Source organism: Marivita sp. S0852 (genome assembly GCF_046591575.1).
Lineage (GTDB): Bacteria > Pseudomonadota > Alphaproteobacteria > Rhodobacterales > Rhodobacteraceae > Marivita.
Window position 1 is genome coordinate 1 of the sequence record NZ_JBIQWA010000013.1, and the last position, 13,248, is coordinate 13,248.

Below are 13,248 nucleotides of genomic sequence, written 5' to 3' on the forward strand. Positions count from 1 at the left end.
GCAGGCAGCGCCAAGCGGACAGTCTTCGACTACGCACAGATCACCCTCATCCGAGACGCCGAAGACACATTCCGCATCGAAGTCTGGCGATCATACCTCCCGCATGTCCACGGCATCCTGAACATCGCGGCGAGGGAATTGACCATCGGTCTGTAACCTTCCCGAACGCTTATGTTGTGCCGCCTCCTGTGATCAGGGCGCGGTCCCACTTTTACGTCTGAAAGGACCTATTCCATGCTTAAGACACTGAACACGTCCCGTATCTCTGACACGGCCATCGCCGATGCTGTCAGTCACGAGCTTGACCGCCAGCAGACCCAGATTGAACTCATCGCATCCGAGAATATCGTCAGCGCAGATGTGATGCGCGCGCAAGGTTCTGTTCTGACCAACAAATACGCCGAAGGGTATCCGGGGCGTCGTTACTATGGTGGCTGCGAACACGTTGATACCGTGGAAGAAATTGCCATTGATCGTCTGAAAGAGCTGTTTGGTGCAGGTTTTGCGAATGTCCAGCCGCATTCCGGCGCGCAAGCCAATCAGGCGGTGTTTCTTGCGCTGCTCAAGCCCGGTGATCGGATCATGGGTCTGGATCTGGCGCATGGGGGCCACCTCACACACGGCTCGCCCGTGACGATGTCGGGCAAGTGGTTCGACGTGGTCAGCTATGAGGTGTCCGAGGATGATCTGCTGATCGACATGGACAACGTGCGCAAGGTGGCACTTGAGACAAAACCAAAGCTTATCGTTGCTGGTGCCTCTGCCTATCCGCGTCACATGGATTTCGCCGCGTTCCGCGCGATTGCCGACGAAGTGGGCGCATACCTGATGGTGGACATGGCGCATTACGCGGGCTTGATTGCGGCGGGTGAATACCCTGATCCGGTGCCGCACGCGCATGTCGTCACGTCCACAACGCATAAAACACTGCGCGGGCCGCGCGGTGGGATTATCTTGACCAATGACGAAGCGCTCGCCAAGAAGTTTAACTCGGCCGTGTTCCCCGGCAACCAGGGTGGCCCGTTGATGCACGTCATCGCGGCCAAGGCCGTGGCGTTCGGTGAAGCGCTTGATCCGTCGTTCAAGCAATACGCCAAAGACGTGATCGCCAATGCGCGCGCGTTGTCCGAGGTTCTGGTCGAGGGCGGTTTGGGCGTCGTGTCCGGCGGCACTGATTGCCACATGGTTCTGGTCGATCTGCGCCCCAAAGGTGTGACAGGCAAAGCGGCGGAAATCGCGCTTGAACGGGCCGGGCTGACCTGCAACAAGAACGCCATTCCGTTTGACCCGGAAAAGCCATTTGTCACCTCTGGTGTACGGCTTGGCACCTCGGCGGGTACAACGCGCGGATTTGGTGAAGCAGAGTTCCGTAAAGTTGGTGAACTTGTGCTACGGGTGATTGACGCGCTTGCGGATAATCCCGAGGGTGATGCCACTGTTGAAGCGGCCGTGCTGGAAGAGGTGAAGGCGCTTTGTGCCGCACACCCAATCTACGCAGAAGGCGTGTAATCCTATGTTCCTGTCGGTGTTCGATATTTTCAAGATTGGCGTTGGCCCATCCTCGTCGCACACGATGGGGCCAATGACGGCAGCCGCGCGGTTCCTTGACGATCTGCGTGGCGGTGCCGAGAAAATCCCCGGGTCGGGTACGCTTACCCGCCTCGGGGCATCTTTGCACGGCTCTCTTGCGTTCACTGGCAAGGGGCATGCCACGGACCGTGCTGTGGTTCTGGGCCTGATCGGGTATCTGCCTGACACGCTTGACCCCGACGCGGCCGAGCAGTTGGAAGCCGAAGTGCGGCAAACCAAGCGTATCAGCCCCCCGGGGCTGGGCACGCTTGAATTTGACCCGGATACCGATCTGGTTTTCGACTATGGCCCGCCTTTGCCCGGCCATGCCAACGGTCTTGTGTTGCGCGCGTTTGATGAGCGTGGCAATCCCTATATGACCCAGACCTATTATTCGGTGGGCGGCGGGTTTGTGGTGACCGAAGCCGAGCTTGACGCGGAAAAGGCGCATGCGTCGAACGACCTGCACGACGAGAAAGCGGCAATGGGGTATCCCTATCCCTTTGGGTCTGCGGCGGAAATGCTTGAGATGGGGCGCATATCGGGCCTGAGCATTGCCGAGATGAAGCGCGCCAATGAGGAAGCCCATTCCGGCGGTGGTTTGAACAAGCGTCTTGATCATGTTTGCGAAGTGATGGATGCCTGTATTGACCGGGGCCTGCGGATGGAGGGGATCTTGCCCGGTGGGTTGTCGGTCAAACGGCGCGCCAAGGCGATCTATGAACAGCTTTTGGCAGAGCGGGGTCTGAACCAAAGTCAGCCTCATGTCGCCAATGATTGGCTGTCCGTTTACGCAATGGCGGTGAACGAAGAAAACGCAGCCGGAGGGCGTGTGGTGACATCGCCCACCAACGGGGCTGCGGGCGTTGTGCCTGCCGTTATCCGGTATTACCGCGACCATTGTCTGGGTGCGAGCCATGAGGGCGTGCGGACCCTGATGCTGACGGCGTCGGCCATTGGCGGGCTGATCAAACACAACGCCTCTATTTCAGGGGCTGAAATGGGATGTCAGGGCGAGGTGGGTTCAGCCTCGTCGATGGCCGCGGCAGGGTTGTGCGCCGCTATGGGCGGCACTAATGAACAGATCGAAAACGCGGCGGAAATTGCGTTGGAGCATCATCTTGGCATGACCTGTGACCCGGCGGCAGGGCTTGTTCAGGTGCCGTGCATCGAACGCAACGGGCTTGGCGCGATCAAGGCGGTCAGTGCGGCAAGTCTGGCGCTGCGCGGGGATGGAACGCATTTCATGCCTTTGGACAATTGTATCGAAACGATGCGCCAGACCGGGCATGACATGTTGACCAAATACAAGGAAACCAGCCTTGGGGGTCTTGCGGTTAATTTGCCGGAATGCTGATCCCCGACTGACCATACGGCATTGCGATGCTGAACGACAAAGGGCCAGAGACATCTACGTCTCTGGCCCTTTGCAATTGAACTATCTGTGTCAGGCGGTTGTGCGGTCGCCTGCCAAGACGTGGTAGATTACGGCACCCAAAATCGCGCCAATCACCCAGTTAAAGCCAGACAAAACCGAGAACCATGGCACCCACACCGTCGCAACCGAGAAAATTGCCGCGATGCCGAATGCTTTGACCGCTGCATTGTTCCAGCCATTGCTGTAGTGATAGAGACCGCCGTCCATATTATAAAGATCCGCCTCGCTCAGCTGCTCTTTACGGTGGACATAATAGTCGACAATCATGATGCCAAAGATCGGCGCGAGCACCGCACCCAGCGTATTCACAAAGCCGCTTATGCCGACTTCGCTGATAAAGCTGACCCACAAGGCACCAATAACCAGAGCAAAAAGGGAGGTGATCAGACCTGCGGTCCGAAAGCTGATCTTTTCGGGTGAGATGTTCGCAATGCCGTTCACCGCCGGAATGAAGTTGGCAACAAGGTTGATGCCAACGGTTGCAGCAAAGAACGTGATGGCGGCGATGATACCTAGCAAAACGCTGTCTGTGCGCTCTACAATCTCGGTTGGATTGATGATCTCTTCCCCAAAAACAACGGCTGCACCGCCGGTTGTCAGAAGCGCAAGCGCCGAGAACAGGATCATATTGAAAGGCAGGCCGGCCAGATTGCCCAAAACCATTGTCTTCTTGTCTTTGGCGTAGCGTGAAAAATCACTGAAATTGATCATCACGGCGGCAAAATACGCGACCATCGTGCCGACAATGGCGACAAAGCCCTTCACTTCGGTCCAGAACGTGCCTTCGGGATTGGCGAAAATGGTGGCGGTCGCTGACAAAAGCTGACCGTCAGAGCGTTGCCACAGGACAATCACAAGGCCAATCATCACGACGTAAACGAACGGGCCTGCAATGTTCAAAAAGGTCTCGACCCAGGTCATACCGCGCCAGAAGATGACGATGTGAAAGATCCAGACCAGCAAAAAGGAAAACCAGTCAATGCCGGTCAGGCCCAGAAATTCTGCACCGCCGCTTGCCCCGGTGATCGAGCGGATCAACAGTGCAATCGCGGTTGAGGCAAAATAAACCTGAACGCCGTACCAGAACACGGCAACAGTTGCGCGAAGAATTGCAGGCAGTTTCGCCCCCTGCGTTCCAAGGCTGGCGCGCGCGAAAACCGGATAGGGAATGCCGTATTTTTCGCCCGCAGCCCCGGACAGGTTCACCATCCACATGACAAACAATCCGGCGGTGATGAGCGCGGCGAACGCCGTCCAGCCCCCAACGCCAAAGGAGATGAACAACGACGCAACCAGCGTGTAGCCAAAGAGCGATTGGACGTCATTGGCCCAGATGTTAAAAATTGCGAACCACCCCCAGGTTTTTTCATCTGCCCCAGCGGGGTTCAGCGTGTTGCCATCGGCGTCCATTGTCCCGCCATGAATGACGGGCGTGGTGTCTATTGAAGTCATGTGTCCCTCCCTCTGCCAGGCATCCTGCGTGGCATCTCACTGTTTTTGAGGATCATTGAAAACTGATCTTGCAACTAACATTTTACTAAATATGTTAATTACAACACTATCGCAAAATTCAGCAGACAGTTTATGGATATATTTGAAAATACCGAAGACCCTGTTAGCAAAACCCCGTCACAGCCCGCACCGCTTCTTGAAGAAAAGGCGCAGCACGCGCTTTGGGCGGCATTGCGACAGGGTACGTTGCGCGGCGGTCAATTTCTTTCAATGTCTCAACTTGTCGACATTCTTGGATGCCCGATTGCAGCGACCCGTGACGCCGTCAAACAGGCCAGCGCACTGGGTCTTGTGACAACATTGCCCAAACGCGGGATTCAGGTGATGGATGTCAATTTCGTCGCCATTCGCGAAAGCCTGGATTTCCGCATGTTGCTTGATCAGGAAGGCGCGCGGCGGCGGATTGCGGCGCGGTCACTTGATGGGCTGGACCGGCTTCGGGACCGACATGATCACTTGTGGCAAGAGGCGAACACCGAAGGTGCCGGCGATCTTCCGCCTCGGGCGATTGAAACGGATCTGTCATTGCATGATTTTCTGGCGGATGGGCTTGAGAATGCGCAGCTTTCCGCAGCTTATGACGTCAACCGTGTGCGCATCGCCATCATTCAGAATATACGCCCGTTTCTGAAAGACCGCATCGCCTCTGCAATGCAAGAACATCTGGCGATCATTGACGCGCTGGGACGCTGTGATGTGGACGCGACCGAATTGGCGATCCGGTATCATTATGACCAAACCCTGAGATGGTGGGGCGTACCCGCGTGATGCGTGCCACCCACGTGCCGCTTTAGGCCTGGATTCCTGTGCAATTACAGCCGGTTTTGAAAAAACTCCGGGCCGGTGACAGGGGATATGCCCGCATCAAACACGGGGTTCAGTGTATCCGCATTGAGGGTATAACGCCAATGCACACAAGACCAAGGATTCTATACCGTGACCAACATCCTGTATGACGCGTTGATCGCCCCGCATGCGTTTTCTGACCGTTCCTTTCTGGAATGTGATGATGGCAGCACGATACCTTATGCGGAATTTGTGCGTCGGGTTGCCCAGCTTGCTCATGTTCTTGTCAATGCAGGTGTCGGCCCCGGTGATCGCGTGTTTGTGCAGGTGCCAAAGCGGTCCGATACCATCGCGCTTTATGCGGCAGCCGTGCAGGCGGGTGCCGTTTATTTGCCCGTAAACACCGCTTATACGCAGGCCGAGCTGTCCTATTTCATCACCGATGCCAGCCCGCGTGTCGTGGTGTGTGACCCAAAGGACGAAGCGGTCCTGTCAAATATCTGTGCCCCGGTCGGTGCCTCTGTGCTGACGCTTGGGTCGGATGGGACAGGCAGCTTGATCGCGGCCGCCGATGCTGCCCCGGATCATTTTGATACCGTGCCCAGAGGACAGGATGATCTGGCCGCGTTGCTGTATACATCCGGCACAACCGGGCGTTCCAAGGGCGCGATGCTTTCGCACAAGAACCTATTGTCGAATGCGCACAGTTTGACCGAATTATGGCAGATCACCGATCAAGACCGTTTGATCCATGCCTTGCCGATCTTTCACTCGCATGGGCTTTTCGTGGCGCTGAACACCAGCCTTCTGGCGGGGGCGCGGGTGCGATTCATGGCGGCGTTTGATACCGATGACATCATCGCTGAATTGCCGAAATCAACTTTGTTGATGGGGGTGCCGACCTTTTATACCCGTTTGCTGGACGATCCCCGCGTCACCCAAGAGCGTTGCGCGAACATGCGCCTTTTTGTGTCCGGCTCTGCGCCGCTTTTGGCGGAAACACATACCGCTTTTGCCGACCGCACCGGGCATCACATTCTTGAACGGTATGGCATGACCGAAACCAACATGATCACGTCCAATCCCTATGACGGGGACCGGATTGCCGGAACTGTGGGGTATCCGTTACCGGGCACCGAAGTGATGATCACCGATCCTGAAACCGGGGCCCCGGTTTCACCGGGACATATTGGTATGATCGAAGTGCGGGGCGACAACGTGTTTCAAGGCTATTGGAACATGCCGGAAAAAACCGCAGCCGAGCTTCGGTCCAGCGGATTTTTCATCACCGGGGATTTGGGCATTGCGGCAGAAGATGGCAGGATCAGCATTGTCGGACGTCAGAAAGATCTAATCATTTCCGGCGGGTACAACATTTACCCAAAAGAAATCGAAGACGCGATCAATGATATAGATGGCGTACTGGAAAGCGCGGTTTTCGGTGTGCCGCATCCTGACTTTGGCGAAAGCGTTCTGGCAGTTGTCATACCCGATCCGGGTGCATCCGTGACCGAGGACGCTATCGCGAACGTCATTGAACCCAAACTCGCGCGGTTCAAACACCCCCGGCGTTACATCCTGCGCGACGCCCTGCCGCGGAACACGATGGGAAAGGTGCAAAAGAACGTGCTGCGCACGGAATATGCCAGCTGACGCAAAACCGCGCGCGTGCGTCGTGCGTGGGTGATATTATTCAGACAGCTTCGATGACGGGCATGGTGCCAAGGCGCGCCAGGCGTCGTATTGAGACAGGAACACGCGGCCGTTCATCTCTTCGATGAAATGCGATCTTTTGAGCCTGTCCATAACCGGACCTTTCACCTCGGACAAATGCAGGCCGATATCCATGTCTTTGAGGCGCTGGTTGATGGCCTCAAGGCTTTCAAGCGCCGAATAGTCGACAGCGTTCACCGCCGAACACATCAGCACCACATTGCGCACGTCGCAGCCATCGGTCACGCGTTTCTGGACCAAATCCTCAAGAAAGCGCGCATTCACGAAATAAAGGCTTTCATCGACACGCAAGGTCACAAGGGACGGGTCCGTTTCCACCTCATGACGGTGGATGTTGCGAAAGTGCTGACTTCCCGGAACAAGGCCAACTTCGGCCACATGAGGGCGCGATGTTTTGTAAAGATGCAGCATTACCGAAAGCGCCACACCCGCCGCAACCCCCACCTCGACACCAAGACCAAGCGTCAACACAATCGTGGCGGCAACCGCGCTGAAATCGGCCCGGGAATAGCCCCAGGTTTTCCGCAGGATTGACAGATCAACAAGGCTGAGGACGGCCACGATAATGGTGGCTGCAAGCGTCGCGTTCGGCAAATAATAAACTAGCGGCGTCAAGGCGACAGCTGCGATCGCCAGGCCAATTGCAGTGTAGGCCCCGGCCGCCGGTGTCTCGGCGCCTGCGTCAAAGTTCACGACCGACCGCGCAAAGCCGCCCGTGACGGGATACCCGCCGGTAAAGGCGGCACCCAGATTTGCCGCACCCAGGCCGATCAATTCCTGATCTGGATTGATCCGCTGGCGTTTCTTGGCCGCAAGCGTTTGTGCAACCGACACCGATTCAACAAAACCGATGATCGAAATCAGGATGGCCGGCATCAAAAGAGCGCTGATCAGATCGGGCGACAGGCCCGGCATCGTCAGCGGCGGCAGGCTTTGGGGAACCTCGCCGACAATCTTGACCCCGCCATCGGCCAGACCAAACAGCCAAACTGCAACAGTTGTTGCAACAACAGCCGCAACCGGCCCCGCTTTGGTCAGGATATCGGCAAGCAATGCAGGTGTGCCCAGCGTTTTCAGCGTTGGTCTCAGGTTCTTGCGAACCCAAAATAGGAACCCGGTGGACGTTACCCCGATGACAAGGGTGATCCAGTTCGTCTCGGACAGATGCCTGACAATCGAAAAGACCATCTCCGGCAAGGTATGCCCCTGGGCCGTGACCCCCAGAATATGCTTGAGCTGACTTGTCGCGATCAAAAGACCCGACGCGGTGATGAAGCCGGCAATCACCGGATGGCTTAGGAAGTTGGCCAAGAACCCAAGCCGGAACACCCCCATAAGCACAAGAAATCCGCCCGAGAGAAAGGCAAGCGTCAGCGCCGCAACCGCATAGCCTGCGGTGCCTTGTTCTGCGATCTGGCCAATGGCCGACGCTGTCAAAAGAGAGACAACAGCCACAGGTCCGACGGCCAATGCGCGGCTTGTTCCGAATATCGCATACAGGATAATCGGCGCAATTGAGGCGTATATACCGGCTTCGGGCGGCAGACCCGCCAGCAGCGCATACGCCAATGATTGCGGGATTAACATAATCGTCACAATCACCGCTGCGATCATGTCATTCGAAAAAGCCCTGCGATCATAGGTGCGCCCCCAGTCAAGAACCGGAATATAGCGGCGGAGTCGGTTGATCATTCTATGGTCCGGATAACTGGCCATGCTGGCCTGATTTCGTCAAAGCGGCAGCACGCGGATATATCTCCGCATGCCGTGTCGCGCTTTGGTGATTGAGGCCGGGCGTTTGATGCCGATCAAAGCCCGTTGACCGGCACTTTGAGCATTGGATTGCCATCTGCGTCGGTCGGCACTTCACCGGCGCGCATATTTACCTGAAGCGATGGAATGATCAGCTTTGGCATATCCAGCTGGGCGTCTCGCTCGGTACGGAACTTTACAAATTCCTCTTTGGTCTTGCCGCCACCCACATGGATATTGTGCGCTTTCTCGTCTCCTACCGTGGTTTCCCACTGAATATCGCGGCCATTCGGGCCGTAATCATGGCACATGAAAAGCCGCATGTCGTCGGGCAGAGCCAGCACTTTCTGGATGGACTCATACAGCTCTTCGGCACTTCCGCCGGGAAAATCACAGCGGGCTGATCCACCGTCAGGCATGAACAACGTGTCACCAACGAAAGCCGCATTCCCCATGACGTGCACCATGCAAGCCGGGGTGTGACCTGGCGTATACATCGCGAATGCCTGCATGTTGCCCACCATGTAAGTGTCGCCATCCTCGAACAGCGCATCAAACTGGCTGCCGTCGCGCTGGAATTCCGTGCCTTCGTTAAAGACCTTGCCGAAAACGTCCTGCACCACGGTGATCTTGGATCCGACACCGATTTTGCCGCCAAGCCGTTCCTGAATATACGGCGCGGCGCTCAGATGGTCTGCATGAACATGTGTTTCAATGATCCATTCCAGCTTGAGCCCTCGCGATTCAACCTCGCGGATAAGGGTATCGGCATGGTCAAAGGTGATCCGCCCGGCGGCGTAATCGATGTCCATCACGCTATCAATGATCGCACAGGCGTTCGAATTTGGGTCTTTGACGATATAGCTGATGGTATTGGTGGTCTCATCGAAAAAGGCCTGAACGTCCGGTTTGATGTCCATATTGACAGGATAAGCAGTCATCTTGCGTGTCTCCTTGTATCTGCGTCAGGTCGCGGCCGATGCGCGGCGCGCGGCGGTGGCTTGAAAGAATTTGGCCAAAAAGATCCCGGCAATCATGGCGGCGGTAAAGGCGAACACCTCCCATCGTCCGGTGCCAAGAGCGGGCAGCGCACCTCCGGGGCAAAACCCAGATATGCCCCAGCCAATGCCAAAGACCGCAGATCCCCCGACAAGTTTTGCGTCAATCACACGCGCACCGGGAATGTTGAAGCTGTCCTCAAACACTGGGGCCTTGCGCCCGAACACCAGCTTGTAGCCGATGAAAGTTGTGACCAAAGCACCGCCCATCACAAAGATCAGCGACGGGTCCCACGTGCCAAAGACGTCAAAAAAGTTAAGAACCTTGGCCGGATTTGCCATGCCCGAGATGGCGATGCCGACGCCAAAAATGACGCCAATCAGATAGGTTACGATCAGTTTCATATGCCTCAGGCTCCGATCACATGGCGGATAATGAAAACGGTGACAAAGGTGAACAGCATGAACGTCACTGTTGCCACAATGGATCTGGGGCTCAGACGCGCCATGCCACAAACACCGTGACCAGATGTGCAGCCCGCACCAAAGGTCACGCCGACCCCGACGATCACCCCCCCGACAATCAGGGTCAGGGTGGAGATTGGCACCTGGATTGCGGGCATCTGACCCGACAGAAGCCAAACAACCAAAGGCCCGGTGATCATGCCGGCCAAAAGCGCTGCGCGCCATGCAAAATCCTGTTTGGAGGACGGCTGAAACAACCCGGCAAGAATGCCAGTGGCCCCCATCACGCGGCCCAGAAGCAGCATGAGCAGCGTCGAGGCAAGGCCAATCAGCACACCGCCACCAAGCGACATCCAGGGTGTGAACGCTGTCTCGATCATTGGCAATCCCGGCATGTTTTAAGTCCCACAAGCGCGTAAAGCGGACAATTGCCGACAAGCGCGGTCACCGCAAACACAGCCGCAACCGCCAGTGCAAGCCAGAACAAAAGGCCGCTGGCCAGAACCGACGTGCCAAACGCCAAAACCAGCAAAGCAGCGGCGACGGCCAGACGTGCGATGCGGTCTGCTTTTCCCATATTGGTGGTCATGTCTTTCTCCATCAAGAATCAATCAGGAGACCATTGCACGATCCGCAGCAGGAGTTTGGTGACCAAGTCACCAAACCTGACTCTAGAATAAACAAATTGCGTCAGGACTGCGCGCCAGAGGATCTTACCAACCGTTCCAGCCCGTCAACATCCACAAGGTGGACCTCTCCGCGGGATTGCTCGATCCAGCCTCGGCGCTGAAATTCCGCGAGGGTCCGCGAGATCACTTCGCGGGCGGTGCCCAGCTCGGTTCCAAGAATCGCGTGTGTGGCGTGAACCACGTTCTTGTCATCCACCAGTTCCAGCAACCGCGATGCCAGCCTGACATCCATACGTTGAAACACGATATCGTCGATAAGCGTAAAAAGATCGGTGATCCTGCGCGAATAGGCGGTGAAGACAAATTCCCGAAACACCGGGGATTTCGCGACCAGATCGTCAAACGTCTTTCGCGGAATGGCCACCGCCTTTACTTCGGTCTCGGATGTGCCTTCGGCTGCGTAATCTTCGAAGGCCAGCATACAGGCGGTTGTCAGAACACAACTTTCACCCCCGTGAACACGGTACAGAAACACGTCCCGACCTGTTTCTGATTTCTGCTGTACCTTGACAGTGCCTTCCAACAGCAACCAAAGATTGTCTGCCGTTTGACCGGGTGCAAAAATCTGAGTGCCCGGAGGAACGGTGACGATCTGGCTTCCTGTTTCCAAGTCTGTTCGGATATCGTCTGGCAAGCGACGAAGACCCTTGAACGTATCAATCCATGTGTCGGTCATATGGCACGGCCCCAAGCTCCACATTTCAGCCAGGTGTGCGCGTTTTCAGATGAAGAAACACGCATGTGGCTGACATGTGTTTTTTAGTTCGCAATGTTCGGGAAATACCAGTCGCGCATATCGACCTGTTGCGCCATGCGGGTTTCCGCCACGGCTGTTTGTGCGACGCCGACCCAAATGACCGGATCGGCGTGGCGCGTTATCAATAGTTCAGGACGCGGGTGTCGTCATCCATAAGCCGGGCAGCCATTTCAGCCGGGTCCGCCACACCGATGCCGTCCAGCAAGACCGACGCGTCTTCGCCACGACCGGGCAAATAGATCGCGCAGACCTCAACCGTGGCCCCGGTTTTTTCGCGAATGGTTTGCATCAACCCTTGTGGGCTCAAGTCTTTGGGCGGTTGAGCGGCGGTGGCCGTCTCTGGCGCGTCACGCAAGGCCAGATCTCCCGCAGGACCGCACAGCATGATATGCGTGTCTGCACCTTGGCTGGCCGCCTGCATGGTCAGGACCATCGACATAAGCTGTGTCTGCGCGTCTGGCGATGTCACGACAGTGACCAGTTTGGGCATGTTATCCGCAAAGGCTGAACTTGCCGCAGTCGCTGCCAACACAGCAGTGAGAAGTAGCTTTTTCATGAGAGATATCCTTCGATATTGAGTTTAGTCGGGTTGGCAAATATCCCCGGCCATGGCGGCCCGCACAGTGCGTATGCCAAGGACGAGAATGATGAGACAAAGAAGAACCAGAAGGCCGTTCGCGGCCATGTGGTAGCCTTCAACGCCGCTCAGAGCCGCAAAGCGAAACAGCGCGGTCGTAAGTGCGGCAAGTGGAAATGACAGGGCCCAAAACGACAGGGCAAACGGCAATCGCACCAAAGCCGGAACCTGGATGGCGACGAGGGCTGCGAAAAACAGGCCAAGATTCAAAAGCACATGCGCCATTGCATCAATCGTACCGCCGGTCAGTTCGATCCAGGCCAGAAAGGCGATGGAGGGCGGCGCGATGAGGATCACAAGGGTCGGGCGCAGTTTGCCGGGCAGGGGGTCGTGAAAGATCAATCGGTTGAACACCAGCGTCAGCAGAATGCTCCAGAACAGAACCGCGATTGAAAAGAAATACCAACTGATGCCAATGAAGCCGAGATGCATACCGCCCAACGGCACAATCGCATTCGCAACAGCCGGGATGAACCAGGCTGGTGACATCATCTCGGGTGTAAACGCTCTGTGCGAAATCCACGCGGTCACGATGACAAGGGTCAGAACGGCCTGAACACCGGCACCAAGCATCCAAAGCGCCGCAGAGATCGCGGGCACCTGCCCTTGCAGAAGAATTGACAGCAACAGAATTGAAATGTTTGCAGCCGGAAAAAACGACAGTTTGACAGGATGACTCCACTCGCCAGCGACATGCGCCGGAAAACGGATGGCCTTGACACCGTAAAGCGTGATCAACGCCAGAAACACCGCAGCACTGATCCACATCACACTCATCGATGCGGCGCCAAACCCCCCAGCACGAAGCGCCAGCGCCAGCCCGAACAGGCCCATCGTGATGCCGAAAATCGTGATCGGGAAATGCGCAAGCCGACCGAGTGTTTCGGTGCCCGCTGCGTCTTTTGTCATGT

Annotated in this window: 14 protein-coding genes; 4 read left to right on the forward strand and 10 right to left on the reverse strand. The window is 56.5% G+C overall.

The window, feature by feature from the left end:
• Window positions 1-234 precede the first annotated feature (234 nt).
• Together glyA and ACG74X_RS19105 are read left to right on the forward strand one after the other, a co-directional pair.
• Window positions 235-1,509 carry a serine hydroxymethyltransferase gene (gene glyA, locus ACG74X_RS19100; RefSeq protein ID WP_411236911.1) on the forward strand — a complete coding sequence of 425 codons (1,275 nt, stop codon included), beginning with the start codon at window positions 235-237 and terminating at the stop codon, window positions 1,507-1,509.
• Window positions 1,510-1,513: 4 nt separating this feature from the next.
• Complete coding sequence (locus ACG74X_RS19105) at window positions 1,514-2,926, forward strand: L-serine ammonia-lyase (RefSeq protein ID WP_411236912.1); 1,413 nt, start codon at window positions 1,514-1,516, stop codon at window positions 2,924-2,926.
• 90 nt (window positions 2,927-3,016) lie between these two features.
• Here ACG74X_RS19105 and ACG74X_RS19110 read toward each other — a convergent pair whose 3' ends face one another.
• Complete coding sequence (locus tag ACG74X_RS19110; protein ID WP_411236913.1) at window positions 3,017-4,459, reverse strand: NCS1 family nucleobase:cation symporter-1; 1,443 nt, start codon at window positions 4,457-4,459, stop codon at window positions 3,017-3,019.
• Between the two features lie 132 nt (window positions 4,460-4,591).
• On the opposite strand from ACG74X_RS19110, the gene ACG74X_RS19115 reads away from it, so the two are divergent.
• Complete coding sequence (locus tag ACG74X_RS19115; RefSeq protein WP_411236914.1) at window positions 4,592-5,287, forward strand: GntR family transcriptional regulator; 696 nt, start codon at window positions 4,592-4,594, stop codon at window positions 5,285-5,287.
• A gap of 168 nt (window positions 5,288-5,455) precedes the next feature.
• A complete protein-coding gene (locus ACG74X_RS19120; protein WP_411236915.1) occupies window positions 5,456-6,958 on the forward strand; it encodes a malonate--CoA ligase in 1,503 nt (500 codons plus the stop codon).
• 36 nt (window positions 6,959-6,994) lie between these two features.
• Here ACG74X_RS19120 and ACG74X_RS19125 read toward each other — a convergent pair whose 3' ends face one another.
• The 9 genes from ACG74X_RS19125 to ACG74X_RS19165 form a co-directional block, all read right to left on the reverse strand.
• Window positions 6,995-8,731: a SulP family inorganic anion transporter gene (locus tag ACG74X_RS19125; protein ID WP_411236917.1), complete on the reverse strand. Its 1,737-nt coding sequence runs from the start codon at window positions 8,729-8,731 to the stop codon at window positions 6,995-6,997.
• Between the two features lie 116 nt (window positions 8,732-8,847).
• Window positions 8,848-9,732 (reverse strand): MBL fold metallo-hydrolase, encoded by an 885-nt coding sequence (locus tag ACG74X_RS19130; RefSeq protein ID WP_411236919.1) that lies wholly within the window; start codon window positions 9,730-9,732, stop codon window positions 8,848-8,850.
• Between the two features lie 24 nt (window positions 9,733-9,756).
• Window positions 9,757-10,194, reverse strand: a complete 438-nt coding sequence (locus ACG74X_RS19135; RefSeq protein ID WP_411236921.1) for a DUF6691 family protein — start codon at window positions 10,192-10,194, stop codon at window positions 9,757-9,759.
• A gap of 5 nt (window positions 10,195-10,199) precedes the next feature.
• Window positions 10,200-10,649: a YeeE/YedE family protein gene (locus tag ACG74X_RS19140; RefSeq protein WP_411236923.1), complete on the reverse strand. Its 450-nt coding sequence runs from the start codon at window positions 10,647-10,649 to the stop codon at window positions 10,200-10,202.
• Complete coding sequence (locus ACG74X_RS19145; protein ID WP_411236925.1) at window positions 10,631-10,843, reverse strand: YgaP-like transmembrane domain; 213 nt, start codon at window positions 10,841-10,843, stop codon at window positions 10,631-10,633. The genes ACG74X_RS19140 and ACG74X_RS19145 overlap by 19 nt, the downstream gene beginning before the upstream one ends.
• Window positions 10,844-10,944: 101 nt before the next feature.
• Window positions 10,945-11,619 carry a Crp/Fnr family transcriptional regulator gene (locus ACG74X_RS19150; RefSeq protein WP_411236927.1) on the reverse strand — a complete coding sequence of 225 codons (675 nt, stop codon included), beginning with the start codon at window positions 11,617-11,619 and terminating at the stop codon, window positions 10,945-10,947.
• Window positions 11,620-11,702: 83 nt separating this feature from the next.
• Window positions 11,703-11,825 (reverse strand): hypothetical protein, encoded by a 123-nt coding sequence (locus ACG74X_RS19155; RefSeq protein WP_411236929.1) that lies wholly within the window; start codon window positions 11,823-11,825, stop codon window positions 11,703-11,705.
• Window positions 11,822-12,256: a hypothetical protein gene (locus ACG74X_RS19160; RefSeq protein ID WP_411236931.1), complete on the reverse strand. Its 435-nt coding sequence runs from the start codon at window positions 12,254-12,256 to the stop codon at window positions 11,822-11,824. The genes ACG74X_RS19155 and ACG74X_RS19160 overlap by 4 nt, the downstream gene beginning before the upstream one ends.
• A gap of 24 nt (window positions 12,257-12,280) precedes the next feature.
• Complete coding sequence (locus ACG74X_RS19165; protein WP_411236933.1) at window positions 12,281-13,246, reverse strand: SLAC1 anion channel family protein; 966 nt, start codon at window positions 13,244-13,246, stop codon at window positions 12,281-12,283.
• Window positions 13,247-13,248: the final 2 nt, after the last annotated feature.

Bases quoted from the DNA above. Each gene is read 5' to 3' on its own strand.
- ACG74X_RS19125 (WP_411236917.1), bottom strand. From the start codon at position 8,731: ATGATCAACCGACTCCGCCGCTATATTCCGGTTCTTGACTGGGGGCGC.
- ACG74X_RS19135 (WP_411236921.1), bottom strand. From the start codon at position 10,194: ATGAAACTGATCGTAACCTATCTGATTGGCGTCATTTTTGGCGTCGGC.
- ACG74X_RS19105 (WP_411236912.1), top strand. From the start codon at position 1,514: ATGTTCCTGTCGGTGTTCGATATTTTCAAGATTGGCGTTGGCCCATCC.
- ACG74X_RS19145 (WP_411236925.1), bottom strand. From the start codon at position 10,843: ATGACCACCAATATGGGAAAAGCAGACCGCATCGCACGTCTGGCCGTC.
- ACG74X_RS19115 (WP_411236914.1), top strand. From the start codon at position 4,592: ATGGATATATTTGAAAATACCGAAGACCCTGTTAGCAAAACCCCGTCA.
- ACG74X_RS19130 (WP_411236919.1), bottom strand. From the start codon at position 9,732: ATGACTGCTTATCCTGTCAATATGGACATCAAACCGGACGTTCAGGCC.
- glyA (WP_411236911.1), top strand. From the start codon at position 235: ATGCTTAAGACACTGAACACGTCCCGTATCTCTGACACGGCCATCGCC.
- ACG74X_RS19110 (WP_411236913.1), bottom strand. From the start codon at position 4,459: ATGACTTCAATAGACACCACGCCCGTCATTCATGGCGGGACAATGGAC.
- ACG74X_RS19165 (WP_411236933.1), bottom strand. From the start codon at position 13,246: ATGACAAAAGACGCAGCGGGCACCGAAACACTCGGTCGGCTTGCGCAT.
- ACG74X_RS19150 (WP_411236927.1), bottom strand. From the start codon at position 11,619: ATGACCGACACATGGATTGATACGTTCAAGGGTCTTCGTCGCTTGCCA.
- ACG74X_RS19160 (WP_411236931.1), bottom strand. From the start codon at position 12,256: ATGAAAAAGCTACTTCTCACTGCTGTGTTGGCAGCGACTGCGGCAAGT.
- ACG74X_RS19140 (WP_411236923.1), bottom strand. From the start codon at position 10,649: ATGCCGGGATTGCCAATGATCGAGACAGCGTTCACACCCTGGATGTCG.